The following is a 26,149-nucleotide window of genomic DNA, read 5'->3' as shown; positions in this document are numbered from 1 at the left end:
AACACTGCCGGCTATTTATCCTGCGTGAAACAACAGGAACTTACACGGAAAGCAACCTATGAGATAAACCCGCTGATACTGAACAGGTGGTCGGCACGGGCCATGAGCGGCACGGCGCTCTCGCACGAGGAGCTCATGCCGCTGTTTGAAGCGGCCAGGTGGGCCCCGTCGGAGTTCAACGGCCAGCCGTGGCGCTTTGTCTATGCAAAAAGGGACACGCCCCACTGGGGCCGGCTGTTTGGCCTGCTCGTGGATTTCAACAAGTCGTGGGCAAAGGACGCCGCGGCGCTTGCACTCGTCGTCTCGAAAAAGACCTCAGACTATAACGGCGGCCAGCCAAACGCGACGTACCGGTTTGACGCGGGCGCGGCGTGGCAGAACCTTGCCCTTGAAGCCGCGTCGCGCGGCCTAGTCGCACACGCGATGGGAGGCTTTGACCGCGAAGGTGCACGGCGCGAGCTGGGCCTGCCTGACGACTATGAACCAATGGCGATGGTCGCAATAGGCAGGCCTGCGCCAAAAGAAAGGCTCGATCCGGCCCTTTGCGAAAGGGAATACCCAAGCGACAGAAAGCCGCTGGCAGAAATAGTGATGGAGGGAAAGTTCAGAGAATAGTGTGGGCAACAAAGTACTTGCCTGATTTTGTCCTTTCACTTCTTTCTTTCTCTCAAGCTGCCAGGACAATCTTGCCCCGTGGATGAATGTCCTTTACGTAATCAAGCGCCTTGCCTGCATCGTCCAGGGAGAACTTTCTGTCGATGTTTACCCTTATGTTATTTTGATCCACCCACTGCGCCAATCTCGTCAGCCGCTCGTTGTTTACCTGTGAGAACAGGAAAACGGCTTTGACTCCAAACTGGTTCATCAGCTCCGCGCCTGGCTGTTCCAACATGGAGACGATTACTCCGCCTTTCTTGAGCACCTTGAAGGACCTCTTGTAGGTATCGCCGCCCACGGTATCAAAGACAGAGTCACAGTCGTGCAAGATATCCTCAAACTTTTGGCTCTTGTAGTCAATTATTTCGTCGGCTCCCAATTCTTGTACAAACTGTCTGTCGTCTGCACTTACCGTCGTGGCTACTTGCGCGCCCAGTTTCTTTGCAACTTGAATCGCGATTGAGCCTATTCCTCCTGCTCCTCCGTGAATGAGGATTTTCTGACCCTTTGCCAGTCCAATGGTTTCCATGAGCGCCTGCCACGCGCTAACGCCTACAAGCGGGAGACCTGCCGCTTCAGCATGGCTCAGGCTTTTTGGCTTGTACGCGATAGTTTGTACAGGTGCCAGAGCCCTCTCTGCAAACGCCCCTGACCCGCCGGTTATGACTGATGCCTGCCCGTATATCTCATCACCTTGCTTGAAACCTGCAACTCCATCTCCAATTTCCTTGATAATGCCGGAAAAGTCCATGCCCAGCGTTGAGGGGAATTGCAGCTTTATCCTTTGCTGCATATAGCCTTCGCGGATTTTCCAGTCGACTGGATTTACGCCGGCCGCCTTGACAATGACTAGGACCTTTCCTGCCGATGGATTTGGTGCAGGCGCGTCAGGGTTAATCTCGACTACTTTGCTGCTGCCATATCCTTTGATTTGAGCCGATTTCATATTGTTGATATTATGTTAAGCGCGATATTAAACAACGAGAGTAAGAATATACTTGGAAATTCTTATCGACTGCTCAAAACATTATTTTTTGGATTTATACAGCGATTAATGAACGATAAATTAATCCACATCAACGACGATTGTCTATTTAATGCGAGAGGAAGATCGGAACGCGGACAAATCTTTGGAGAAAAAGATAATCGTCAGCAAGAACGGGCCCTATCTGGTTTCAGGCGGCATTCCCCTTTCGATACAGACCATTACCCCAAACAAAGAGGGTTTTTCGTGGGACTGGACAGAGGGCAGATCGTTTGATACGCAATCATCAGAGTATGCGCTGTGCCGGTGCGGGCAGTCAAAGAACAAGCCATTTTGCGACGGGACCCATGAGAAAATAGGATTTGAGGGGAAAGAAACTGCGACGCGCAGGCCGTATGTCCGGCAAGCCAAAAAATATGATGGCCCGACAATGGTTCTTAGCGACGCAGAAAACTTGTGCGCATTTGCGCGTTTTTGCGATCCTGCAGGACAGATTTGGAACCTGATTGAGCAAGCCGACAACCCTGCCGCTCGTGAATTGGTGATACGCGAAGCAAATCACTGCCCGGCAGGCCGGCTGGTGGTGCACGATAAAAAGACTGGAAAGGAGATCGAACACAAGCTCCCTCCTTCTATTGGGGTGGTCGAAGACCCTGCCTTGGGGTGCAGCGGACCGCTATGGATTCGCGGAGGCATTCCTATTGAATCCCATGACGGCAAGCGCTACGAAGTGCGAAATCGCGTAACGCTATGTAGGTGCGGGGCTTCAAGTAATATGCCATTTTGCAACGGCAGTCATGCAAGCATCAGGTTCAGGGACGGCCTTGTTAGCGATTAAGGCGATGGACTCATAATAGTATGCAAAAAAGATTCTGCGCGCAGTTTGGATAAAAGCTAATTAGTTCTAGGCCTTGGTGAGTCTCCAGTGGCTGATAGGGTTGCGTACGCGGCTATAGGCGGCCTTTTTGCAGGATTGATGTTTCTTGCACTGCTGGGCGCTGCGACAAGTGCCCGCCCGTGGCCAAAATATTCTTTTTCTGATTATCTGCCAATAAAGCAAGAAGAGGTTCCTGTTTCGCCTCCAAGGCTTGTGATGGTCTATGATTACAAAGAATACAAAGGCTTTGGCGGCAACATGGCTTGGGGCAGGGATGCAGGCAGTGGACCTACTCCGGGCCACTTTAAATTTGATCCATACAGCGCTGACTATGACGCCAAGAAAATCGTGATAGACCTGAGCAGGAATTCCACGGTATACTTTGAAGGGCAGGATTACAATGGGACCCTGAAGGTGAGCACCTATGTTTACGACATGGAAAACGGCCCGTGGGGAATTTTAGATGACAACAAATGCGACGATGGCAAAGAGGGCGCCTTTGGAGTCAATTTGGAGCCGGGCGACTATTTCGTCACGGCGTACGCATACGGAAAGGAAGGATTCGTCTCTTCATTTTACAGAATCCAGATAGTCAAATAGCAATTGCAATGTGGCAATCAATCTGACGATGCTTGTGCTGACAATGAGCTAGGAAATTACTTCGCAAACGCCTTGAGCTTGCCCCTCATCTCGCGGTCCTTTGATATCGTGGGGTGGGCCGGGTCTGCCAGAATTACCTCGTACCAGATGTTCATGCCGTCCTTGTGCAGGTAGTACGAGCCCATTACCTCGAGGTTCGGGAACTTTTCTGAAACCCTCCTCTCGGCGACCTTGCGCATGCTGATGCCCTGCTTGATGTGGACGACGCCGATGTGCTTTGGCCTCCTGCCTGCGACCGGGCGCTGCTTCCTCATGCCGCCCCTGCCGACGCGCACGCGGACGACCACGATGCCCTGCTTGGCCTTGTAGCCCAGCCTGCGGGCCCTGTCGAGCCTGCTTGGCCTTTCGATCCTGCTGATCGTTGGCTCCTGCCTCCATGCAATGGCCTTGGACTTTAGTTCGTCAGAGTTTTCCTTCCACATCTTTGTCCAAGTCTGGGCCATGTAGCTGCGCATATTATACCACTCTCCTGACTCCTAGCCCTTTATATTCTAATATTCTCTCTCTAGATCACGCCGCGCAGGATCTGTATTATCTTCTCTGCGATGACAATCGATGCCAGTTCTTGCGCCTCCTTGGTCTGCGCGCCAATGTGCGGCGTGCAGACGACGTTTGGCAGGCCGAGGAGAAGCTTGTTAGTCGGTGGCTCTACCTCAAAGACGTCAAGCGCCGCGCCGGCAAGCTTGCCGTTTTTCAGTGCCTCGTACAGGGCGTTTTCGTCGATTATCTCGCCCCTTGACGTGTTGACGAGGTACGCCGTCGGCTTCATCTTTGCCAGGCGCTCGGCATTGAACATGTGCTTTGTCTCTGGCGTCGAAGGCACGTGGCACGTGATATAGTCGGCGCTTTCTAAAAGCGTGTTAAGGTCAGTTACTATCATGCCGGTCTCACTGATGAATTCCTTGTTTATCGGATATGGATCATAACCAATCAGGTTCATGTGGAACGCCTTGGCCATCCTGCCGATGTGCCGGCCAATGTTTCCGACGCCGACAATGCCGAGGTACTTGCCTGACAGTTGCGTGCCCATCAGGTCTTTTTTGATCCAGTTGCCCTTTTTCGTCTCGGCGTCTGCCCTTGGTATGTTCCTTGCAAGCGAAATCATCAGGCCGATTGCAAGCTCGGCCACTGCAACGGACGCGGCCTCGGGCGCGTTTATCACCCTGATCTTTTTCGCCTCGGCAGCTTTGACGTCGACGTTGTCAAGGCCGACTCCGACCCTTGCTATTATCTTGGCATTGGAAGCATCAATGACTTCCTTTGTGACCTTGGTCCTGCTCCTCACTACTATGACGTCATAATCCTTGACAGTTGCAACCAGTTCATTAGCCTTGATCTCGGGCTTGTAGTCAATTGCAAGCCCCGCGCGCTTCATGCTGTCGATGCCTGCCCGGTCTATCGAGTCGCAGACAAGCACCCTGCCGCTTACTTGCATATAGCGCATGAAAATCCCGGTGATAATATATTGTTATTGCGGTGATGATTCGCAACGCTTATTGTTTCGTGTGCCTGCAAGTCTGGGGTTGGCGTACGTCGTGCGCGTAAAGGAGGAGCAGGAGCGCACGCTGTATGCAAGGCAGTCGCTGTACGTGGGCATCAGGCGCGACTGGTCTTCAGGATCGAAAATCCTGCTCGTCAAGAAAAATACACAGGGTGATTCTGTAATAATCGGCTCGGCGACGCTTGGAAAAATTGTCGAGCTTGACGCATTGAACAACGGCGAAAAAAAGCTGTGCCTTGAAAACAACTGGTACGGCAAGATGGTGTTTGCCATGCTGGCAAGGTTCCTGCCGGCCGTGTCCGTTTCTGAAACGCCGCTTGCCGGCAAGCACCCTGCCTTGCTGCACGGCCTTGCAATAACCGAGGACGAACTGTCCGAGATTGAAAGCCTTGCAAGCTCCAAAATAATAACCTAGATAGCATCATCTTTTAAAAAATTTCGAGATATCAATCTCTTGTAGGTAACAAAATCATTATTTCATCTTCTAAATGCTTAAAATGACGCGCACTGTACCAAATTGTATGTCTGCAGATATTCCCAAATGGAAGGCTTCAGGAGACTGGTTTGATGTCTGCAAATGTAATATTCCCTGCCCCTGTACATTTGCTCAAGCTCCGTCTTATGGAGATTGCGAAGGCATACTTGCATATCATATCAAGAATGGACACTATGGCGAAACAAAGCTCGATGGCTTGAACGCGTTATTCGTTGGAGGTTTCAAGGGCAATATCTGGGCGGGGGAGGCAAAAGCAACCATGGGATTCTTTTTCGACGAGCGAGCTAATGAAAAGCAGCGAGAAGCTCTTCAGATGATATTTACCGGCAAAGCAGGTGGCTTCATGGGAGAGCTTGCCAAGGTCTTTGGAGAAGACCGCGGCACGGAATTTGTTCCAATCAAGTTTGAGATAGCAGAGGATCTTGCTTATTGGAGCGCGGAAATCCCGGGGAGGGTCTCTGCAAGAGGTGAAGCATTAACTGGACCCATGACTCCACCCGGCAAACGAGTACAGACTCTTAATGCGCCTGGAAGCGAGACGGGACCAGGTACCGTTGCGACATGGGGTAGAGCTGTAGCTGACGAAGTGGATGCCATGGGCTTCAAGTGGGACTGGAAAGGGAGATCGAGTAAGCACATTCCTTTCGACTGGGCTGGCCCCTAAATGCCATCATCAAGGTTGTTATCATGAAGCAATAATAATAACGACAAGAGATTTTGAGAATCAACCTGTATAATATACCATGGATGTTCGGGGTTAGTTTTTTGTCAAAGAAGTCTCTATGCTCTTCTAGTTAACTGTTATTTTTCGCTGCTCATCTAGGTCGCATCATTTGGCCTCTGATTTACTTGGGTGCCATTCCTTTTCATGCGTTAAGCGTTCAACATCATTGTAGAACATCAGATTGCAGAACCTGCACTTTACTGTGAGCTTTTTGCGCCGGGACTTGCGGCGCCTCTTGGCCCGCCTGCCTTGTTGCTGTTTTATCTCGGAGACGGAGAAGGGTGGCGCAGGGGCATGACGCTCGGCGCCCTTTTGCAGCTCCCATTCGTATGGCGGCAGCAGGGCAGAATGGCGAAAGCCGTCCTTCCAGCTTGCTATCCACCTCTCGAGCATGAAAGGCCAGTCAATCTGTTGCTGGTCGTACATTTCATGCATTTCATCCGCGACCTTGACATAGTCAGCGGTGTTGCTGGTGGAAGCCCGGAACCCTATCGTGTCTGAAGCCCGCCTGATGGCAAACTCTGTCTCGTCAGAATTCGTCCAAAGCTGGATTATTGTCATATAAGATTTCTCTATTTGGTCATGATAGCCTGATTCCGCCTATTCAAGGATTCTGGCCATCTGGTGACAAATACGTGAAAAACTATGAAATTATCCTGTTTTTAGTTGAACATGATTAGCAACATGGACGTTTGATTTAGTGCGAGGGATAGACGCAAGCTACTTGCAAGCTATAAACTTTTTCGATGCTGCTTGTTGGCGGCAGTGATACAGGTTGCACCATCGACAATTGCTTATTACATACGCATACGTACAGTCGTCATATGACTTCTGTGGTTGAGATTCCTTCTTGGATGACAAAAATCGACTACATAGAGACGTGCAACTGCGACTATGGCTGCCCCTGCAACTTTAACGGCTATCCGACATACGGCTTTTGCAGGGCGCTGGTTCTGTACCACATAAGGGAAGGCCATTACGGCGATAGCGTAAAACTTGACAACATCGACGTGGTGTACGCCGCGTCCTGGCCCAAGGCGATTCACGAGGGGAACGGTACGATGCAGCTGTTTATTTCAAACAATACCACGCCGGAGCAGAGAGATGCGGTCGTGAGCATCTTTTCAGGAAAGGCAAAAGGAGAGGGGCCCTTTGCGATCTTTGCGACGACCGTAAAGTACATGCTAGAGCCCCAGTTCGTCGACATTAACGTCAAGCTGGACGGCAAGAAAAGCAGTTTCTCCGTGCCTGGGGTGCTGGATGTCCGCCTTGAGAGCTTCAAGAATCCCGTTACTGGCGAAGAGCAGGACACAAAGGTGCAGCTTCCAAAAGGTTTCATCTGGAAGGTGGCAGATGCCGCCAAGAGTTCGTTAATGAGGATAATGACGCCAAACCTCAACTTTGACGATTCAGGCAAGAACGCCTTTGTCTCAGTGGTGGAATACAGGGGGCCGTGAGATGATGATGCTGCAGTAGCGGCAGCAGGGATGCTGGGATATGGACAAAGTGCAAAAGGTAATCCTCGTTTCGCTTGTCTCTGTTTCAGCAGCAGGCTGGCTGACCTCCCAGGCTTTTCAGAACGATATGATGATGGCGATGATGTCTTTAGCTTCTGGAATGGGCAGCGACAGTAATGATAAGCTTGGCTTGATGGCATCATCATCATCTTACCTGTTTTTTGTATCGTTGTGGACCGTCGGCATGGCCGCAATGATGTTTCCTGCCATCACTCCGATGGTGCTTCTCTACAACAGGCTGGCCGGCTCGGAAAAAAACAGCAGCCAGGTGCAGATGACTTTACAGAAAAATGATGATAATGGTGTTTCCAGAAAGAAAGTCTACTATCCCTTCAAGACCATGCTATTTGTCGGCGGCTATCTTGCGGTCTGGTCACTGACGGGGCTTGTCCTGCTGTTTGGGTGGTCCGCGTTGATGAGCGCCGTAACAAGCGCGGCATCAGAGTTGTCTGCACAGTACATCTATGGCGCCATCCTAATTATTGCAGGGGCCTATCAGTTCAGCCCGCTCAAGGCTAGGTGCCTCGGGTACTGCGAATCTCCCCTGAGCTTTTTCATGAGGAGGTGGCGCAACGGCGTTTCAGGAGCGGCCAAGATGGGAGTCTTTCATGGCCTGTATTGCCTGGGGTGCTGCTGGCCGTACTTTTTGTTGATGGTGGCGCTTGGCTGGATGAACCTGCTCTGGATGGCCTTGTTTTCGGGAATAATCTTTGGGGAAAAAATCTGGTCAAAGAAGGGGATATGGATTGCAAGAGCTGCAGGAATTGGATTTATGATGATTGGAATCCTGGTCGTAGTCACGGGCGGGTCGTCAGCAATTTCTATTCCCATGATGCCGCCTGCGGGCGACATGGCTTCTGGTACTGACACTGCCCTGAATCCGCCTGCAAACATGGCGCCGACCCAAGAGATGCCCGACGGGATGACATAAAAAACTAGGACGAGAAAATGCCTATGATAATCATTTTGCAGACGCGATAACGGCAGTAGTAGTAATCATCACTTGCGTTCCTGGCGCTTTAGGTACTGCTTAAAACTGAAAAAAGGTGCAAGAGAGAGTCTCCATAATTGCTTAATGCCAAGAAAATATTTTTCTGAACACCAGTATGATCCGTAACAAGCTGGCAGGAATGCTGGCAATAGCATCCGGCGTGCTTTTTCTCGTTTCCGGCTATCACCCAAGCACAGTCGTTTACGATCTGGCTATCGCAGGCCTGAAGGAGTACACGGCCAGAGATGTCTGGCAAGTCGCCATCGTGCCGGTCGGGTTGCTGGCGCTGGTTGCGCAGCTTGGCGGCATCGTAGTGATGATCGGGGGAGTGTTGTTTTTCAAAAACAGGATCACAAGCGGCAAGTTCCTCGTAATGATAGGGACCGGCCAGGGCATCATCACAATAATCCTCAGCTTGGTCCTTGGCTTTGCATCATCATCATCGCCGCCAGAAGGAGCAAACTTTCTGAGCAATTACGTCCTCTGGTTCACCGGCACCGCGGCAGGAGTTGGAATTATTTGTTCTATCATTTCAAGGACGATGGCAATGACCCCTGTCAAGGCAGGGCAGCAGCGGCGGTGACTCGTTAGCTTGCAGCATTTTTTGTATTTCCGCAAACCTGCAAAATCTGTCTTAATATGACATGAATGCGCACATCACAGGACGCGGCATGGTTGTTCCAGTAATTGAAGGAAAACGGATCGTCTTGCGGACGCTTGAAAAATCTGACGCCAGGTCCATCCAGGAAAATCTAAACGATAAAGAGGTTAGCAGGTACACGCGCATTATTCCTTATCCGTACACGTTGAGGCATGCCCGGGATTTCATCAAAATTGCCCAGCACTTTGGTAGCAGAGAAGAAGACTATGCATTTGGCATCGAGATTAAAGAAACCCGCAAGATTATCGGGGTAATCAGCTTGGCTCGCATAGACTACCAGAACCGAAATGCAGAGGTCGGATACTGGCTGGGCAAAAAATACTGGGGCAGGGGGATTGCAAAAGAGGCTCTCCTTGGCATCCTGAACTTTGGATTTGACAACCTGAAACTCTTTAGGATCTACGCCAGCGTCATGCATCCAAACACCGCGTCTGTGAAACTGCTGGAAAAGGCTGGATTTGAGTTTGAAGGCAGGATGCGAAAAAGCGTCTTGAAGGACGGAAAATGGCTGGACGAGTTGAGGTATTCAATACTGGAAGAAGAGTACCGCCGGCTCGTACAGCCGGTTTGACAAATCCAAACCGCGAGAGCGTCGATTAATTTATTACGGCGCCAGCGCCATCGCAGCTGCGATGTCGTACAGGATAGACAAGGATTCGCTTGGCGAAGTCAAGGTTCCGTCTGACGCTTACTACGGCCCCTTTGCGGCAAGGGCAAAAGAGATGTACAAGGTCACGGGCCAGAGGGCCCACATCAACCTGATACGCGCTTTTGTCATGATAAAGCGGTCTGCCGCCCTTGCAAACAAGGAACTAAAAGCGCTGGACGCCAAAAAGGCCGACGCCATTGTAAAGGCCTGCGACGAGATCCTTGCCGGCAAGCTCCTTGACCAGTTCGTGGTCGAGGCCATCAACTCTGGCGCCGGCACCGCCTTTAACATGAATTCAAACGAGGTGATAGCAAACAGGGCTCTGGAAATTCTGGGCAAGAAAAAGGGCGAGTATGAAATCGTCAGCCCAAACGACCACGTCAACATGTCCCAGTCGTCAAACGACACCTTTCCCACTGCGATGCACGTCGCGATCCTGCTCAACATGGAAGAGGCCGACAGGTCGCTTTCCGTCCTGATAAACTCGCTCAAGAAAAAAGCCAAGGAGTTTGAGGACGCCATCAAGATCGGAAGGACGCACCTGATGGACGCGATCCCCGTCACTCTAGGCGCCGAGTTTGAAGAGTACGCCTACTCGCTTGCAAGGGCGCAAAAGAGGATGCGCGAGGCGATGGATGGCCTGCGAGAGGTGGGCCTCGGGGGCACCGCCGTCGGCACGGGCGCAAACACGCCCAAGGGCTACCGCGAGCTTGCCATAAAGCACCTCTCTGAAGTATCGAAACTAAAGCTGAAGCCGTCTGACAACATGTTCTATTCGCTCCAGAGCAAGTTCGACGTCGCAAACGCGTCGTCGGCGCTACGCAACGTTGCAATCGAGCTTACAAAAATGGCAAACGACATACGCCTGATGGCCTGCGGCCCTGTAGCCGGCCTTGCAGAAGTCCTGATACCTGCCGTGCACGCTGGCTCGTCGATAATGCCGGGCAAGGTCAACCCGTCGCTTGCAGAGTGCCTGAACATGGTCTGCTTCAACGTCATAGGAAACGACGTCTCTGTCGCAATGGCGGCGCAGGCAGGCCAGTTCGAGCTGAACGTCATGCTCCCCGGAATGTTAAAGAGCATGCTCGACTCGACTGACATGCTGAAAAATTTCCTGCCCGTGTTTGCGGAAAACATGATAGACGGGATAAAGGCCAACAGGGAAAAGCTAGAGTCGTACATCGAGAAAAGCCCTGTTCTCGTCACGCTCCTGAACCCGTACATAGGCTACCTGAAGGCGGCAGAAATCTACAAGGAGGCGCTGAAAACGAACAAGAGCATACGGGAGCTCGTCCTTGAAAAGAAGCTGATGACCAAGGCGGACCTTGACAAGGCGCTGTCAAAAGAAAGCATACTTGGAGCCGGCTAGCTCTCTATCTCCCTCTGGCCGGCAGCGGCGGCCTTTCCCTTCTCTTTTGCAGCTCCATCACCGCGGTCACGATGAGCACTATTTGCAGTATGTACCCGCCCGTTATGAGCACCACCGCGTTGAACGGCTTTGAAAACGTCGTCATTATCTCTACGTGCGGAGGCGCAAGCGAGTTTCCGACCATTACGATTGCTGCAAGCGGTATGCACGCGTACAGCTGCTTTTTGTAGCCGGCAAAGGTCAGCACGGCAAGCGCGATGAACGCGGCTTCGATTGCAATCGCCCTGTCAAGGAACGCGGGGTTGCCAGTAGGGATTGCGATTGCGCCCGTGACTGCTATTGCCGCAAGGACTACCGCGACCGCGCTGACACGCATATGTACAGGCAAAAAGATGCACATGCTAGCAATTAAAGCGTTTCAGGTATTCCAGCAGCGCAACTGCGTTGTTGTGCTCTGCGTCTTTTGCCGCAAACAGCAGGGTGACGGGCCCCTGCTTTTCTTTTTCAAGAATTGTTTTTACAAGCCCCTGCTTTCCGTCAAGCTCCTTGAAATAGCGCTCCTTAAAGGAGTCCCACTTTTTATCATCGTGGGAGAACCACTTGCGCAGCGCGTCGGACGGGGCAATGTCTCTAAGCCAGAGGTCCACGCTGCCTTTGCTGACGCCCCTCGGCCAAAGCCTGTCTACCAGCACGCGGTAGCTTTTTCTTTCGTCATTTTCAAAGGAGTAGATCCTTGCAGCCCTGATCAATGTGTGTATCCAAAATTGCGCAGGATTGCAAGATAAACTGTACGTGTGTGCGTTTAGTTTAATACCGATCGCATCGTACAAGTGTGGCGTATGAAGGCTGCACGCATAAACAAGACAAAGGAACCCTTGAAAGTAGAAGATATTGCTACACCAAAGCCAAGCGGCGAGCAGGTCCTCGTAAAGGTGGACAGCGCAGGAGTCTGCCACAGCGACCTGCACCTGTGGGAAGGAGGCTATGCCGGCCCGCAGGGCGTTTTCATGAAGGTTGAAGACCGCGGAGTAAAGTTTCCGTTGACGCCGGGCCACGAGGTCGCCGGCTCGATAGTGGAGATGGGCGACAAGGTCACCGGCTACAGCAAGGGCGAAAAGGTGCTCGTCTACCCGTGGATAGGCGACGGCGTGTGCCCTGCGTGCAAGGCCGGAGAGGAGAACCTCTGCGACTCGCCAAGGTCGCTTGGCGTGTACCAGGACGGGGGCTATGGCGAGTATGCACTCGTTCCCAGTTACAAATACCTTGTAAAGCTGGGCGACTATGACACTGCCGCAGCTGCATCGCTTGCGTGCTCTGGCCTCACCGCGTTTACCGCCGTGAAAAAGGCGGCGGTAAAGGACGGCGAGACGCTCGTGATAATCGGAGCCGGCGGCCTTGGGCTCATGGCGGTGCAGATAGCCAAGGCGATAACCGGCGCAAAGATAGCCGTGGTCGACATTGACGACAAAAAGCTGGACGAGGCGAAAAAGCTCGGCGCCGACATTGCGGTGAACTCGGGCAAGGGCGACCCGGTGCAGGGCGTCAAGGACGCCACAAAGGGCCTCGGAGCCGAAGCAGTCATCGACTTTGTCAACAACGCCAAGACAGCCCCGAACTCTTTTAACATGCTGAGAAAGCGCGGCAAGCTTGTGATGGTGGGCCTTTTCGGAGGCTCGATGGAACTTAACTTACCGCTCATACCGCTGCGCGCCTTTACCCTTACCGGCGCCTACACCGGCAAGTACTCTGATCTGGTAGAACTGGTAGAGCTCGCCAAGAAGGGCAAGATCCAGTCAGTGGTGTCGCGCCGGTTCAAGCTCGATGAAGTGAACGCCGCGCTTGAAGAGCTAAAGAGTGGCAAGATAATCGGCAGGGCTGTAATCAACCCGTAGCCTATCCTCTCTTTCTCTCTTCTTTTCTCTTTTTGTGCAACGAAAATGCGACACTGAAAATTCGGGTCAAAGTGGCAAGCTGTTGAAAGTGGGTCCGGAAGGAAATTAACGACATATTGCGAGTTCGTCAGTTTGCATGGTTGTCAAACGACAAGGACAGCTGCTGCTGGATCAAGATGTTCCGTTCTTAGTTCTTTTTCAGCGTGTAATCCTTTCTTAGCTTCATGTACAGGTCGTCGCCGCATATCCAAGGGAAATCAGGTATTCCTATGACCTTGATGCTTCCGTCTATAATTGTGGTAGGCACCGACGTGATGCCGTACTCTTCATTTTTACCTTAATCTCTTCAGTCATTTTGTTCAAGTCATAAACTGCATGACTACATCCTTTACACTTGCCAATCTCAATATCGTCTGTTATGTGCTTACATAGAGGACAACCCACAGAGAATATCTCGATAGAGTGATGCCGCTTCAAGCGTTACTACTTGGTGACTTGGGGATTTAAGGCCGCGTCGTTTCATAGCGATTATGCAATGAGTTTTCGAGAAGTGCCCCGTGCCATTCTAAGAGACATTATTTCTGCTCTATCAGTCCAACTTCACAGTGGAGGATTAGTCTATTCCACAAGCAGCTTGCTCTGTATGTCCTTCACTACCACCGACTTGATATTGACAAACTCCTTTATGCCAAACTCTGACAGCTCACGGCCGATGCCGGATTTCTTTACCCCGCCAAAAGGCAGGCGCGGGTCCGACCTGACCATCTCGTTTACCGACACGATGCCGGATTCTATCTGCCTTGCAAGTTTCACGCCGCGCTCGATGTTGTTGGTCCAGATGCTTGCGCCAAGTCCAAACTCCGAGTTGTTGGCCTCGCGGACTGCCTGCTCCTCGTTTTCCACCACTATTATCGGCGCGGCAGGACCAAACACCTCCTCCTTGAGTACGTTCATCTCGTGCCCGACGTTGGAGATTATTGTCGGCTCGTAGAAATAGCCGTCCCCTGCAACGGGCCTGCCCCCGACAAGCACCTTGCCCCCCTTTGTCCTTGCGTCGTCGACCTGCCTTGCAAGCGCCTGCCTCTGGCTGTCGCGCACAAGCGGGCCGACGGTCGTCTTGGGGTCGAGCGGGTCGCCGAGCACCTCCGCCTCAGTGTCCTCGACAAACAGCTTTGTGAATTTCTCTGCGACGCTTTTTACGACTATGAACCTCTTGGCGGATATGCAGCTCTGGCCAGTGTTCAAAAGGCGCGACTGCGTGGCCATGTACGCCGTCTGCTTCAGGTCGGCGTCGTCCAGAACGATAAATGGATCACTGCCGCCAAGCTCCAGCACGAATTTCTTCAGGTCTTTTGACGCAAGCTCGGCCACCCGTTTTCCCGTGTTCACGCTCCCTGTCACCGAGACAGCATCAATGTCGGCCTGTACCAGAGCCTCGCCGACGCGATAGTCGCCGACTACCACCTGGAACACGTTTTCCGGAAAGCCTGCGTCGGAAAACGCTTGCTGCAGCTTGAGCGAGCTTCCAAGGCAGACGCTGGAATGTTTCAGCACGCCGACGTTTCCGGCGGTGAGCGCCGGCACCGCAAACCTCATCACCTGCCAGAAGGGAAAGTTCCACGGCATTATCGACGCGACCACGCCCAGCGGCTCAAACGAGACAAAGCTCTTGCGGAACTCTGTCGGCACTATCTGGTCGCGCAAAAATGCCTCCGCGTGCTCGGCGTAATAGTCGCATACCCACGCGCACTTTTCAATTTCGGCAAGCGACTGGCGCACAGGCTTGCCCATCTCTTCTGTTACAATGTGGGCGTACTCTTCGCGGTTTTTGCGCATCACCCTCCCAAGCCTGCGCATGTGGTCTGCGCGCTCGCCAAGCTCGAGTTTTTTCCAGCCGGAAAAAGCCTCCCTTGCCTTCCTTACTTTTTGCGCAACAACATCCGCGCTATCGTTATCATAAGACGCAATGACCTTGCCTGTTGCCGGGTTTATCGTTTCTATCTTTTGCTGCATGGCGGTATATTGTTACGCCATGCACGCTAATAAGCACTCGAAAGAAAAGAAGAGAGAGTGTGTGTATCCCGCCGGCAGGATTTGCTCCAAAACGGCATGTCGCCGGTTTTGTTTGAGCCTGCGACTCTTCGGTTACTGCTACCTGTACGCCCGATAGGCTGCTACACGTGGTCAGCTCTGCTAGCCGACATCTACAGCCGAAAGCTCTACCAGGCTGAGCTACAGCGGGACAGTCTCGTTGGCTGCGAGAATACTATATAATCTATTGCAGATATTGGACAACATCAAGCGCAAAGTACGAGATTATCCTGTCTGCGCCTGCCCTTCTCATTGCGGCAAGCGACGTGACCTTCCATTGCTCCTCGTCTATCCAGCCCCTCATCCCGGCGGCCTTTATCATGGCGTACTCGCCTGACACGTTCTGCACGGCAATCGGCACGGAAAACCGCTCCTTTGCACGCCTTACAAGGTCGAGGTACGCAAGTCCCGGCTTGACCATCACCATGTCCGCGCCCTCCTCGATGTCGCCTGCAATCTCGCGCATTGCCTGTCTGGGGTTCGCGTACGACACCTGGTAGCCTGCCTTGTCAATCGCGCCCTTCTTTTTTGCGAACGCGGCCGACCGGAACGGAGTGTACAATGACGACGCGTGCTTGGCAGAATACGAAAGTATCCTGGTTGCCGCATAACTGCCCCTGTCAAGCGCATCTCGTATTGCGCGCACCTGGCCGTCCATCATTGCAGAAGGGGCGACGACATCCGCGCCTGCCTCCGCGTGGCTCTGGGAAATCTCTGCAAGGACTTGCAGGGTGGAATCATTGTCGACTGTTCCGCTATTGCGCACAAGCCCACAGTGTCCCGACAGATTATACTGACAGACGCAGACGTCAGTTATCACGTCAAGCGACCTGCCAAACGCCGACTTGATCTCCCTCGTCGCGTGCTGCACCACGCCGTTTCTGTCGGCCGCTGCCGAGCCGTCGCCGTCGCGGCTTTTTGGTATGCCAAAGACGATGATGGAGCGGATTCCTGCGTCGGATATCCTCTGCACGCTCAAAACCGCGTCCTTGAGGGACGATATGGACACGCCCGGCATGGCCGCTATCGCGTCACCTCCATCATCTTGCTGCCTTTCTGACACAAAGACCGGGCAGATGAGGTGCTCGCGCCTGAGGCCTGCCATCGAGAGCACGTCTGCATATGCGTGCGCCTGCTGCACCGCTACCACCACGATTACGCGTATTGCGCGCGGCCTATGAATATGTTGTCTATTGTTCACGTTGCGCACGTTTTTATGACAGCTATCTGCATCATGGCAACAGGCAGGTGTGGCGGAGGTAGACCATAATGATGGAGGCGCAAAAGAGGCAGGACACTATCACCAACAATGGCCTGGACTGGACCTACATACAGAGGCCGGCCTACGTCGACCTTGCGACGCTCGGCGAGCGCCACCCGTCATTTCACAAGCTCAACTTTGAGGACTGCCTTTCAAAGATCCAGCTTCCAAAAATAGACCGCTACGACGACCACATGTTCATCGTGCTGCACTTCCCGACCGCCGACAAGGAGCGCGGATTCGTGTTTTCGCAGCTGTCGGTGTTCATCGGCGCAAGCTTTGTTGTCACCGTGCATCAGGGAGACCTCAAGCCCCTTGAGGAGCTGTTCAACATGTGCAAGGCCGACGAGAAGATGCGCCAGGCCATAATGGGCAAGTCCTCCGGCTACCTCTTGCACAAGATAATCGACACGCTCGTCGACGACCTCCTGCACCTCCTCATGAAGGTGGTGGGAAACATAGAGGACATCGAGGACCTGGTGTTTGACGAGCGCATTTCAGTCTCCCGGCAGATAGCACTTTTGCGCCGCGAGATAACGACTCTGCGCAGAATAGTTATCCACCTTCGCCGGATCGTCGTGGACCTGACAAGGGACGTGCAGAGGTTTTCAAGCGAGGACCTGACCCCGTACTACAAAGACGTGCAGGACCACGTGGAAAAGGTGTACGAGGCCCTTGAGGAGGCAAAGGAGACGGTCGAGATCTACAAGGATACCGACTATGTGCTGAGCACCGAAAAGACCAACAAGATCCTTGCGGTGCTGACCATCATATTCACGCTTTCAATCCCGGCGGCCGTCGTGGCCGCGTTTTACGGCATGAACGTCAACATCCCCGGCGGGATAGAGACGGGCCCGTGGACGCAGCTTGGGCCCTACACCACTTTTATTTTTGTAATCGCGATCTCGGCGGCGCCAGCCGGCCTCATGCTCCTGTACTTCCGCAAGCAGGGCTGGCTCTGACCTAACCTTTTTCTATAATATTTGTTTTATTTGAGTGAGGATATTGTAATTTTAATAATGACCATTATTACGTACAAAAATTCCCATTTTTGGGAGCAAAGGGTATATATTCTGGTGGCCTATCAGAGATAAAGGGTTGGCTGCAGGAGGAAAGGGGGAGGTAGTCACTGGATACGTTTGTACTCCCCACGGCAAGCAGACGGTATCGCTCGTGGAGGCTTGGAAAAAGAGTGCAAACATTGTCGACATGTATTTTGCCGCCGCGACGTTCTCTGACGAAAGCGTGCCGTACTTTCCGAACAAGGCCAACAACTACATCCTTGCGTCTTTTGCAGACATGGACGGCGTCCTTGACGACATCCGCAGGAGCGGCATGGACCGGCTCGCCTTCATGTTCAGCCTGAACAGCCCGCTCTTTGAGCGCGTCGGCGCCAAGCTAAACTACGTCTCGCTGTATTTTACAAAGTATTCAAGCGGCGACCCGGCGATAGGCGACCTTGCCAACGTCATCGCAAGGCGCGACAGGGTGAAAAAGGCAAGCCTTGCACAGATGCAGCTCCTGGCTGCCGAGCAGCCGCGCTTTGCGTTTCCATACTCCAAGAACCTTGTAATACTGGAGGTGGAAGGCTCCGAGACGCACCAGACCGACCAAAAGTACTGCGAGCGCACCCGGCGCGACGTGGCTAGAAAGGGAATACTGCTGAATAATCTGGTAAGTTTCTCTATTCTTGAAAAACTAAAGTAACATGCATGGTCTGTAGTCGTCTTCCGCAATACCTAAAAGCGATAAATGCGATGATTCTTTGATGAAGTCGCAGATGGAAGAACTGGTATGGGAGTGCAGGCAGGAGAGCGACATGGACAGAAAAGTCAAGCTGTTCAACCTGATCCGCAAGCTTCTTCCAAACCCGCCAAAGATGCCGTCGATGATTACCGACGACTACATCAACTCTGCACTGGACGACATTTAGTTTAGCGGAGCAGAAGAAAAGCTCAACGCTTAAATATGCTGGATCTTTCAAAATTCCTGAATTATATTGAGCAAGCCGATGGAACTTGGCGCATTAAAGATCGGTTCGTACATCATCATTGACGGTGAGCCGTGCAGGATAGTATCGTACGACCACAGCAAGCCCGGAAAGCACGGATCGGCCAAGGCCAGGATAAACGCGGTCGGCGTCTTTGACGGTGGCACCCACCCGTTCGTGGGCCCGGTGACGACAAGGGTCGAGGTACCACTGATTGACAAGCGCAACGGCCAGATAATCTCAAAGAGCGGCGAAACGCTCCAGATAATGGACCTTGAGACGTTCGAGGTGTTCGAGACGTCGTCCGTGGAAGACGAGATAAAGGACAAGCTCCAGGACAACGTCAACGGCCGCGAGGTCGAGTACTGGAAGGTGCTTGACAGGATAAAGATCGTCCGCGTAAAGGGCTAGTCAGTATTCGCTAAGTTCATACGCCAGCAGCAAGGACAATGTGCTTGGATGCTGATGACGTGAAGGAAGAGCCGTCTGATTTGTGACGAGGATTATGAGTCCTGAGGCATCCACCATTACTATTATTATTACTACTACTGCATCCTTTTTGCGCGCGGGTTCACTATCGAGTCAAGCGCGTTTCCGATGAGCGCAAATGCAAGGCCAGTCACGGCTATCATGAGGCCCGGCGGCACTATCCACCACCACAGGCCGCGAACGGCCGCGCCGGCAGAGTTGGCGTCGTGCAGTATCTGGCCCCACGTCGGAATCGACGGGTCGCCAAGGCCCAGAAAAGATAGCGCGGCCTCGCCGAGGATCGCGCTTGGCACCGCAATGGCGATGCTCGCAAATGTCAGCGGCAGGAGCTGCGGGATTATGTGCCGGAAGATTATCTTTGCGTCAGACTGTCCCATCAGTTTTGCGGCCTCGACGTACTGCAGGTTCTTTAGCTGGAGCGCAAGGCTCCTGCTTATCTTGGCCATGCCGACCCACCCAAAGATGACGAGAAACCCAGTTATCAAAAATATGCTGCGCCCTATCGTGACGGAGAGGATGACTAGCAGCGGCAGCGTCGGCAGGGAGTAAAAGATGTCATTTATGCGCATAAGCCCCTCGTCGGTCCGCCTGCCCTTGTAGCCGGCCACCACGCCGTACACAAGGCCGATGAGTATGGACGCTATAGATACCGTGAGGCCGATAAAGAGCGCCACCGGCGCGGCCCACAGGATGCCCGTCGCAAGGTCGCGGCGCAATTCGTCGGTGCCCATCAGGCCGTACACCTTGCCCCCGAGTATGACGCCTGAATCCGTGATTGTGTCGTCCGGGCCAAAGAGGTAGAACGTCTGGCGAATGACGTACGTGCCTTTTAGCGCGTGGTTTTCCTGGGTGTCTGCAAATATCATCATCTGCGGCCTCGACAGGTCCTGCCTGTATGCAAAAGCGTCCGTGTAGCCGCGCAGGTTCTCGGCTATCCCGCTGTCGGTGGAAAAGACCCTGCCGGAAAACTCGTTGCTGGCGCCACTGCCCGTACTCTGGGACGCAGGCGGGAGCGGCGCAAAGTAGATCCGAAATTCCCTGCCGTCGGGCCTGAGCACGTCTGCCTGCAGCGCCGGCTGCGTGCTTCCGTACCTGGCAGAGTACAGCAGCATAAAGTCGCTCGGGTAGGAATCATAGTTGAAATTCACGGTGTACGAGTACGTCACCGTCCGGCTACTGCCAACACCAGAAGTGGATATGGTAGCGTCCCTGGCATGCAGCACAAAGTGCTCCGGCACCTTTGGGCCAAACCCGATGTTTGTCCACGCCGGCGCGGCCGACTTGGGCAGATCTATCCAAAAGTTGGGGTTGTTCCACTGCCGGTACGAGTCCAGCGGTATTGCGACTGCCGAGTATATCGTCATTAAGATAAGGCCCAACAGTATGCCCACGCCGGCCAGGCCGCTCTTTGAGCGCCGGAACTCCCTGAGCATCTGGGACCTTGAAATCGCGGCAGCGGCAGCAGCCGCTGCAGAAGGAGACGACGATGATGATCTGCCGCTCATCCGACCTTCACCCTCGGGTCAAAATAGGCGTAGACGATGTCGGTGACAAAGACGGTGACTACGAAAATGACCGTGGCGACGTACGTGAGGCCGATTATGACCGGTATGTCCAGAAAGCCTATTGCGTCGTAGTAGAGCCTCCCCATGCCGGGCCAGTCAAACACCGCCTCGACGGTGATGGCCCCGCCAAAGGACCCTGCAAGGCTGAGCGCGATCACGGTGACTATGGGGGGAGCCGCGTTTTTCAGCGCATGGGAATAGACGATCCTCTTTTCCGGCACGCCGGCTGCCCTCTTTGCCGCGATATAATCCTCGCCCAGTATGCCCACCACGAAATACCTCACGATGTATGCCCACGAGCCAAAGCCCACCGCGACTATGGTTATGAGCGGGAGCACCATGTGATATAATAAATCAGGCACGTACGCGGGGTCCGACGGCGCGGTGAGCGGGGTAGCCCGCGCCGGGAAGATGTGGTATGTAAACGCAAACGCAAAGATCATGAGTATTCCCACCCACCACGTGGGAAAGCTTCCGCTAAACACCGCAAACGCCGAGTTGAGCCTGTCAAGAACAGAGCCTGACTTGTTGGCGACGTAGGCGCCCAGGTACAGCCCTATGACGGTTATCACTAGGGTCGAGGTCGTGAAGAGGAGCACCGTCTTGGGCATCCTTTCCAGTATGATGTCTCTGACGCTTGAGGAGCCGCTGTCGCTTGTGAAAAAGTTGGACCTGCCCAGGTCAAGCGTCATCACCTTGAGCACGGTGTTTGTGAACCTCTTTGGCGAGTACCACGGCTCGTCGAGGCCGAGCGTCCTTATCTGGAGCTGGACCCTGTCGTCGATGTACTGCTGCCGCTCCTGTGCGCTCTGGAATTTCAGCTTGGCGTGGTTGACCTCGTCAACGACGGCAAACCTGGCCGCGTCGGACAGTATCCTGTCCATCGTCGGGCCAAGGAGCGCTATCGTAAGTACGAGCGTCGCAAACAGCACGATCAGCATGTTTGCCGAACGCCTTGCCAAAAAGCGGCCAAAGCCTCCCACCAAATCTGCTCACAGCTCTTGGGGTTGCTTTTCTATTTTAATGTCTGCCTGCCTGCCGTATTAGCGCGGTGTAGCCGATCCTTGCCAGCTTGCCGACTGCAATCGCGGACGCGCTTGCCGCCGACAGGACAAACAGGGACGTGCCTGCTAACAGCAGCAACGGCGAATTGTCTGTCGTTGCCACGCCTATTGCAATCAACGCTGCTGCGGCACCCATCACTGCAAGCGATACCTTGGCAGCAATTCCAAACCTGCCCTGCAGGCGCGCCGAAAGCGCCGCCGGCCACAGGTATACAGCGCCAATCAGCGTGCTTGCAACGGCTCCTGCCGCCACCGCCCCTGCGTCGCCTCCTGCGGCCACCGAGTACGCCTTTTCTGACGCCATCAGTATCCCGAACAGCGGGTACAGGGCGGTCTTGACCGTGGCCTGCAGCCACGGCTGCTGGCGCTCGTAATCCGCGACCTGCGGGCTGAACGAGTAATAGACCGTGTTAAAGGCGTTCATGAACGCCGCGCCGGAGGCGGTTGACAGTATGTAATGTTCTCTAAAGTTGCGGAGGTACTGCACCTGTGGCGTCAGTTCGGAGCCAAACGCCGCTGTTGCGATGAGGCACCCGGACGGCTGCGCCGGCTGCTGTGGTTGTTGCTGCTGTTGCCCTCCGTTGCTGCCGGGAGTTGTCGTGCTTACTCCTCCACTATTGCTGCCGCCTGGCGCTCCTGCAGCCACGGCAAGGATGGTGTTGGTCGAAATGTCCGGCCTGAAAGCGTACTTGCTGTTTGCAAATATCTTTAGCTGGCTTGGCCCCGGCGTCAGTTTCGACGTGTTCTCCGGCGTCAGGTCAACCCTGAACGTCCCTGCTGCGCTCCCGTCCTGCGCTGCCTTGGCCTCGCCCCTTGCAACAACTTTTCCGTCCTTGTTGAATATGAAATATTCTACCAGCGCGTCGTTGCTCGGCTTGCCGTCTACCTGCACGCTGACAGTCATTTCCGCCGGCTTGCCTATCTCTATCATCCTGGCCGCGTCCACCCTTTCTATCGTCGCAAGCTTCGGGTTCTCGTAGGCCGACCAGTGCCCCTGCTCAAACGGGTACGAAGGGTCGCGGAAAGCCCTGATGGTTATCGTTCCTCCGGCAATGTTGAAACTGTCAAGGTAGAACGCGCCATTGCTGATGATGGCGTTCCCGTGCGTGTTTATCCAGGCGATGCTTGCGTCGTAGCGCTTTTTCGCGTCGTCAACGCTCACTATCCCCTTGAGCGCCGCAGGTACGTAATTTTCGCTCTTCATCTGTTGCAGCTCTTCCTTTATCGCCTGCGCGTGCTCCGGCACTATCGGGTCGAGCCAGTCGACGTTCTTGGCGCTTGCCTGGCTCCTTGAATATGCAAACTTGCCGTCGGTGACGAGCCTCTCAGTCGCCGCGGTTATCTCCCAGGGCTCTGCCGCCCACGCCGGCGCAAAGTCAGCTATCTCTTTGTCGTCATAGTGCCAAAAGTTGACGTACGACTCTAGGGTGCCATCCGACGTAAACTTGATTCCCTTGAGGAGCGGGAGTGCCGGCGCGGCCGACGAGGTGTATTCTGGGTCGACCGTCTGGTCGTCGCTTCCAGAATTGGTGCCCCACTCAAAAGTAAAGTACTGGGAGTACAGCAGGTCAGACTTGTCCATCGGGATGCCGTTGTGCCACTTTGAATAGAGAAGCTTGTACGTGACCTTGCTCGTGGCAGTGGCATCGGGCCCGGCGTCCTTCCACTTTTGCGTGGCGGGATCCCACGTCTGGGCGTCCTCTGCCACTTGCAGCTTGCCGGTCGGGCCCTGCGTGGAGATGTCTGTCCACTGGGTCCTCATGGGGATTATCTCGCCGGTGTACGGGTCCCTGAAAGTAGCGCTGTCGTAGACATTGTTAAAGATGTCCCTGCTGTACGTGTCTGACAGGCCGCCTATGCCATTCCATGACCCTTGATGGATCTGCTTGACGCCGATGTTGAGGGTGCCCTTGCCGTCTGAAGGCCGGGCGTTTACGAGCGAATACTTGCTTGTGATGCCTGCGCCAAAGTCGTTGACCACGCCCTTGAGCGAAGAAGAAACCACAAACGGCTCTGTCCTCTGCGCAAGGAATATCCTGACCGATTCCTGTATGCCACCCTTGACGGCCGCGTTCACCAGCCTGCTCCTGTCTTCTGCCGACGTAAAGTTGGCAAAGAATATCTTTTGCGTAATCTCGTCAAGCGTGGAGTTCTGGTAGTTCCAGAAGCTCGGGTTCTGGGAGCCCGGCATGTTGCCGACCCACGGGGCGTACATCTGGCCCGGTATTATCGGGTTGTATTTCACGAACACAGACGTTCCTGCAAGCCCCTCCGTGTACACGTTCCATTTCAGGTCCTGCGGGTTGGAGCCGTATACTATGGTGTTGGCCTTGGTCAGGTCTCCATATTCCTTTTGCACCGTAAACCCTGACTCTTCGAGCTTTGAGGCGACAAGCTCTCCTATCGATTTTCTCGATGCGTCGTCGAGCCTTATCATTATCTTGACGGTGACGGGGCTTTCCTTGAACATCCACTTGTTGCCGCTTGCCGCATCCTTGGTGGCGCCGGCGGCAGTCATGGCGTCGGTGATCATTTTTTCTGCAAGGCCGGGGTTGTAGCTGAACCCGAACGACTCTACCGTGTCAATGACGTTGAGGTATTCCGGCGAGTAGATGCCAAAGGGGTCGACAAGCGGGCTTCCGTACCCCTTGTAGATCTCGTTCACCACGAACTGGCGGTCAATGAGGTAGTTCATGGCAAACCTGACTTCCTTTATGGAGAACGGGTTGAGGGAATTTCCGTCCCTGGCCGGCGCGGGGTTCATCAAGAGCCCGGCAGAGCCGGCAGTCCTGTCGTATACAGTCACGCGGGGGTCGCTCTTTGCGTCGGCCGCCGCTTCAAGCGGAATATGGAAATAATAGGCGTCAAGGTTTCCCGACTTGACCTCCTCAAGGGCGAGGTTCTCGTCGTCGCGGTGGATAAACGTCACCTGATCCACGTACGGACCCTTCTTTTCCGTCTGCTGTTGCTGGGCAGACGCGGTATTGAAAACTGTGGAAAAAACGGGCAAAAGCAGTACAAGAATTATCGACAGAGACAGCAGGGGTGCTTTATTCACTGAGATTACCCCTTGGATCTCCAATATATCTTTCATGGTGTGCTCTCATATGCCCTGCCGCGGTCGGGGTCCGGTATCGCCTCTATCAGCGACTTAGTATACTGGTGCGCCGGGCTCAGGAGCACCCTGTCGATGGGCCCCGTCTCAACTATCCTGCCGGCGTTCATGATGGCAATGTCGTCGCCGACATAGCGGGCGGTCGATAAATCGTGGGTGATGTAGATGTACGAGAGGGAAAAGCGCTGGCGGAGCGTCTGCATGAGCTCCAGTATCTCGCCCCTCACAGAGACGTCGAGCATCGAGACCGGCTCGTCGGCCACGATGAGCGCCGGCCTCATCACAAGCGCCCTTGCAAGCGCGACCCTCTGGCGCTGGCCGCCCGAGAGCATGTGGGGCCGGCGCCGTGCGATCTCTTGCGCCGGCACGAGCCTCACCTCCTCAAGCGCCTTGAGCACCTTTTCCTCCTTCTGCTCCTTCGTGCTTGCCTTGTCGTGTATGGAAAGGGGCTCCATCACGATGTCCATTATCTTCATGCGGGGGTTCAGCGACGCATACGGGTCCTGGTACACCATGTGAACGGAGGAGCGAAAGTGCTTCAGCTGGCTGCCTGTGTAGCGCGTGACGTCGCTTCCCTCAAAGATTATCGACCCTGCGTCCGGATCGATTGCGCGAAGCACCAGCCTTGCGACCGTGGTCTTGCCAGACCCTGACTCGCCTGCAAGCACGAGCACCTTGCCCCGCTCTAGCGTAAAGCTGACGCCGTCGACTGCCCTGACAAAATCCTGGCCCTTGTGGTGGAGCACCTGCCGGAAGCTGCGCTTGACTGGAAAGTACTTGCGCAGGTCTCTGACTTCAAGCAGCGGAGATGTCATCAAGAGAGCACTTGCAGCCTTGTGATATAAACAATAATGTTGGAGTTATATTTCGCGCCGTGGCAGTCGCTTTCTCGTGATGAGGCTGGCAGCGCTTTTCTCTGGAGGCAAGGACAGCACGTTTGCCATCTACCGCGCAAGGCAGCAAGGCCACGCCATCGAATGCCTGATAACCATGCATCCTGCAGCCGATGACAGCGCGCTATTTCACTACCCGAACAGCCGCATCACGAAACACCTTGCAGAGGCGATGGGGGTTCCGCTGCTAGAGTCTGCCGTCGTGGCCGGCACGGACAGGGATGCTGAAATTGAGGCACTTGACGCGGCCGTGGCGCAGGCAAAATCGCTCTACCGCATTGAGGGAGTAGTCAACGGCGGAATCGCCAGCATATTCCAAAAGCAGGTATTTGAGGAGGTCTGCAAAAGGCACGGCCTTGTGCCCGTCTCGCCTCTCTGGGGCGTCGAGCCGGAAAGATACATGGCCGACCTCCTGGCAAGCGGCTTTGTCGTGATGATAGTGGGCGTCTCTGCAATGGGGCTTGAAAAAGAGTGGCTTGGCAGGGTCATCGACAGGGAGTCGCTCGCAAAACTCGTCTGGCTTTCAAGAAAATACGGCTTTAACCTGACGTTTGAGGGCGGCGAGGCAGAAACGCTTGTCCTTGACTGCCCGCTCTACCCGAAAAAAAGGCTCGCCGTGAGGCAGGCAACAGCCCGGTGGGACGGCCAGAGGGGAATGTTTGAAATACTGGAAGCAGAGCTATTAGACAAGTAGACGGACAT

Annotated in this window: 28 protein-coding genes and 1 tRNA gene; 16 read left to right on the top strand and 13 right to left on the bottom strand. The window is 54.1% G+C overall.

The features are described 5' to 3' along the window. Positions 1-24 precede the first annotated feature (24 nt). A complete protein-coding gene (locus NVIE_RS07980; RefSeq protein WP_227717298.1) occupies positions 25-615 on the top strand; it encodes a nitroreductase family protein in 591 nt (196 codons plus the stop codon). Positions 616-667: 52 nt separating this feature from the next. Here the strand turns inward: NVIE_RS07980 and NVIE_RS07975 are convergent, their stop codons facing one another. Further along, the gene (locus NVIE_RS07975) at positions 668-1,603 is read right to left on the bottom strand and encodes an NADP-dependent oxidoreductase (protein WP_075054791.1); all 936 of its coding nucleotides are present in this window, start codon (positions 1,601-1,603) and stop codon (positions 668-670) included. 151 nt (positions 1,604-1,754) lie between these two features. On the opposite strand from NVIE_RS07975, the gene NVIE_RS07970 reads away from it, so the two are divergent. Both NVIE_RS07970 and NVIE_RS07965 read left to right on the top strand, forming a co-directional pair. Further along, positions 1,755-2,480: a CDGSH iron-sulfur domain-containing protein gene (locus NVIE_RS07970; RefSeq protein WP_075054790.1), complete on the top strand. Its 726-nt coding sequence runs from the start codon at positions 1,755-1,757 to the stop codon at positions 2,478-2,480. 87 nt (positions 2,481-2,567) lie between these two features. After that, positions 2,568-3,119, top strand: coding sequence for a hypothetical protein (locus tag NVIE_RS07965; protein WP_144239583.1), 552 nt, complete (start codon positions 2,568-2,570; stop codon positions 3,117-3,119). A gap of 56 nt (positions 3,120-3,175) precedes the next feature. Here the strand turns inward: NVIE_RS07965 and NVIE_RS07960 are convergent, their stop codons facing one another. Together NVIE_RS07960 and NVIE_RS07955 are read right to left on the bottom strand one after the other, a co-directional pair. Continuing rightward, complete coding sequence (locus NVIE_RS07960; RefSeq protein WP_075054788.1) at positions 3,176-3,634, bottom strand: 50S ribosomal protein L15e; 459 nt, start codon at positions 3,632-3,634, stop codon at positions 3,176-3,178. A gap of 50 nt (positions 3,635-3,684) precedes the next feature. Next, complete coding sequence (locus tag NVIE_RS07955; RefSeq protein WP_075054787.1) at positions 3,685-4,614, bottom strand: hydroxyacid dehydrogenase; 930 nt, start codon at positions 4,612-4,614, stop codon at positions 3,685-3,687. Positions 4,615-4,684: 70 nt separating this feature from the next. Here NVIE_RS07955 and NVIE_RS07950 point away from each other — a divergent pair, with 70 nt between their 5' ends. Next, entirely contained in the window at positions 4,685-5,095 is a 411-nt protein-coding gene (locus NVIE_RS07950) for a hypothetical protein (protein ID WP_144239582.1), read from the top strand. Between the two features lie 106 nt (positions 5,096-5,201). Further along, entirely contained in the window at positions 5,202-5,840 is a 639-nt protein-coding gene (locus tag NVIE_RS07945; protein WP_075054785.1) for a DUF1326 domain-containing protein, read from the top strand. A 165-nt stretch (positions 5,841-6,005) separates the two neighbouring features. Here the strand turns inward: NVIE_RS07945 and NVIE_RS07940 are convergent, their stop codons facing one another. Beyond that, positions 6,006-6,461, bottom strand: coding sequence for a hypothetical protein (locus NVIE_RS07940; RefSeq protein WP_075054784.1), 456 nt, complete (start codon positions 6,459-6,461; stop codon positions 6,006-6,008). 263 nt (positions 6,462-6,724) lie between these two features. Here NVIE_RS07940 and NVIE_RS07935 point away from each other — a divergent pair, with 263 nt between their 5' ends. From NVIE_RS07935 to NVIE_RS07915, 5 genes are all read left to right on the top strand, one after another. Further along, positions 6,725-7,357: a DUF1326 domain-containing protein gene (locus tag NVIE_RS07935; protein WP_158435146.1), complete on the top strand. Its 633-nt coding sequence runs from the start codon at positions 6,725-6,727 to the stop codon at positions 7,355-7,357. A 40-nt stretch (positions 7,358-7,397) separates the two neighbouring features. Then, a complete protein-coding gene (locus tag NVIE_RS07930) occupies positions 7,398-8,348 on the top strand; it encodes a DUF2182 domain-containing protein (RefSeq protein WP_075054783.1) in 951 nt (316 codons plus the stop codon). 175 nt (positions 8,349-8,523) lie between these two features. Next, positions 8,524-8,991: a hypothetical protein gene (locus tag NVIE_RS07925; RefSeq protein WP_144239581.1), complete on the top strand. Its 468-nt coding sequence runs from the start codon at positions 8,524-8,526 to the stop codon at positions 8,989-8,991. An 88-nt stretch (positions 8,992-9,079) separates the two neighbouring features. After that, positions 9,080-9,640, top strand: a complete 561-nt coding sequence (locus NVIE_RS07920) for a GNAT family N-acetyltransferase (RefSeq protein ID WP_075056087.1) — start codon at positions 9,080-9,082, stop codon at positions 9,638-9,640. 61 nt (positions 9,641-9,701) lie between these two features. Continuing rightward, on the top strand, positions 9,702-11,087 hold the full coding sequence (locus NVIE_RS07915) for an aspartate ammonia-lyase (protein ID WP_075054781.1): 1,386 nt from the start codon (positions 9,702-9,704) through the stop codon (positions 11,085-11,087). A gap of 4 nt (positions 11,088-11,091) precedes the next feature. On the opposite strand, the gene NVIE_RS07910 is transcribed toward NVIE_RS07915, so the two are convergent. Together NVIE_RS07910 and NVIE_RS07905 are read right to left on the bottom strand one after the other, a co-directional pair. Next, positions 11,092-11,463 carry a hypothetical protein gene (locus NVIE_RS07910; RefSeq protein WP_075054780.1) on the bottom strand — a complete coding sequence of 124 codons (372 nt, stop codon included), beginning with the start codon at positions 11,461-11,463 and terminating at the stop codon, positions 11,092-11,094. Positions 11,464-11,488: 25 nt separating this feature from the next. After that, entirely contained in the window at positions 11,489-11,836 is a 348-nt protein-coding gene (locus tag NVIE_RS07905) for a DUF488 domain-containing protein (protein WP_075054779.1), read from the bottom strand. Between the two features lie 90 nt (positions 11,837-11,926). On the opposite strand from NVIE_RS07905, the gene NVIE_RS07900 reads away from it, so the two are divergent. Continuing rightward, a complete protein-coding gene (locus NVIE_RS07900) occupies positions 11,927-12,979 on the top strand; it encodes an alcohol dehydrogenase (RefSeq protein WP_075054778.1) in 1,053 nt (350 codons plus the stop codon). A 618-nt stretch (positions 12,980-13,597) separates the two neighbouring features. On the opposite strand, the gene NVIE_RS07890 is transcribed toward NVIE_RS07900, so the two are convergent. The 3 genes from NVIE_RS07890 to hemB form a co-directional block, all read right to left on the bottom strand. Continuing rightward, a complete protein-coding gene (locus NVIE_RS07890) occupies positions 13,598-14,992 on the bottom strand; it encodes an NAD-dependent succinate-semialdehyde dehydrogenase (protein ID WP_075054777.1) in 1,395 nt (464 codons plus the stop codon). Between the two features lie 66 nt (positions 14,993-15,058). Further along, positions 15,059-15,221: transfer RNA gene (locus tag NVIE_RS07885), tRNA-Tyr, on the bottom strand. Between the two features lie 33 nt (positions 15,222-15,254). After that, the gene (gene hemB, locus NVIE_RS07880; RefSeq protein ID WP_144239580.1) at positions 15,255-16,223 is read right to left on the bottom strand and encodes a porphobilinogen synthase; all 969 of its coding nucleotides are present in this window, start codon (positions 16,221-16,223) and stop codon (positions 15,255-15,257) included. Positions 16,224-16,339: 116 nt separating this feature from the next. Between hemB and NVIE_RS07875 the strand changes: the two genes are divergently transcribed. The 4 genes from NVIE_RS07875 to NVIE_RS07865 all read left to right on the top strand — a co-directional run bounded on the left by NVIE_RS07875 (position 16,340) and on the right by NVIE_RS07865 (position 18,732). Continuing rightward, a complete protein-coding gene (locus NVIE_RS07875; protein ID WP_075054776.1) occupies positions 16,340-17,293 on the top strand; it encodes a magnesium transporter CorA family protein in 954 nt (317 codons plus the stop codon). Between the two features lie 136 nt (positions 17,294-17,429). Continuing rightward, on the top strand, positions 17,430-18,038 hold the full coding sequence (locus NVIE_RS07870) for a hypothetical protein (RefSeq protein WP_075054775.1): 609 nt from the start codon (positions 17,430-17,432) through the stop codon (positions 18,036-18,038). 61 nt (positions 18,039-18,099) lie between these two features. Further along, positions 18,100-18,264 (top strand): hypothetical protein, encoded by a 165-nt coding sequence (locus NVIE_RS15395; RefSeq protein ID WP_158435145.1) that lies wholly within the window; start codon positions 18,100-18,102, stop codon positions 18,262-18,264. A gap of 78 nt (positions 18,265-18,342) precedes the next feature. Then, positions 18,343-18,732 carry a translation initiation factor IF-5A gene (locus NVIE_RS07865; protein WP_174405460.1) on the top strand — a complete coding sequence of 130 codons (390 nt, stop codon included), beginning with the start codon at positions 18,343-18,345 and terminating at the stop codon, positions 18,730-18,732. Positions 18,733-18,866: 134 nt separating this feature from the next. On the opposite strand, the gene NVIE_RS07860 is transcribed toward NVIE_RS07865, so the two are convergent. From NVIE_RS07860 to NVIE_RS07845, 4 genes are read right to left on the bottom strand one after another with little or no spacing between them, the layout of a single operon-like run. Next, entirely contained in the window at positions 18,867-20,315 is a 1,449-nt protein-coding gene (locus tag NVIE_RS07860; protein ID WP_075054773.1) for an ABC transporter permease, read from the bottom strand. Next, entirely contained in the window at positions 20,312-21,337 is a 1,026-nt protein-coding gene (locus NVIE_RS07855; RefSeq protein ID WP_227717297.1) for an ABC transporter permease, read from the bottom strand. Before NVIE_RS07855 ends, NVIE_RS07860 begins: the two co-directional genes overlap by 4 nt. Before the next feature lie 58 nt (positions 21,338-21,395). Continuing rightward, a complete protein-coding gene (locus NVIE_RS07850; protein WP_158435144.1) occupies positions 21,396-24,497 on the bottom strand; it encodes a CFI-box-CTERM domain-containing protein in 3,102 nt (1,033 codons plus the stop codon). Positions 24,498-24,529: 32 nt separating this feature from the next. Beyond that, positions 24,530-25,369: an ATP-binding cassette domain-containing protein gene (locus NVIE_RS07845; protein WP_075054771.1), complete on the bottom strand. Its 840-nt coding sequence runs from the start codon at positions 25,367-25,369 to the stop codon at positions 24,530-24,532. Positions 25,370-25,448: 79 nt separating this feature from the next. Between NVIE_RS07845 and NVIE_RS07840 the strand changes: the two genes are divergently transcribed. Next, positions 25,449-26,141 carry a diphthine--ammonia ligase gene (locus tag NVIE_RS07840; RefSeq protein WP_075054770.1) on the top strand — a complete coding sequence of 231 codons (693 nt, stop codon included), beginning with the start codon at positions 25,449-25,451 and terminating at the stop codon, positions 26,139-26,141. The last annotated feature ends 8 nt before the right edge of the window (positions 26,142-26,149 follow it).

Source organism: Nitrososphaera viennensis EN76 (assembly GCF_000698785.1).
GTDB lineage: Archaea > Thermoproteota > Nitrososphaeria > Nitrososphaerales > Nitrososphaeraceae > Nitrososphaera > Nitrososphaera viennensis.
This window is presented reverse-complemented; position numbering and strand designations above follow the sequence as displayed.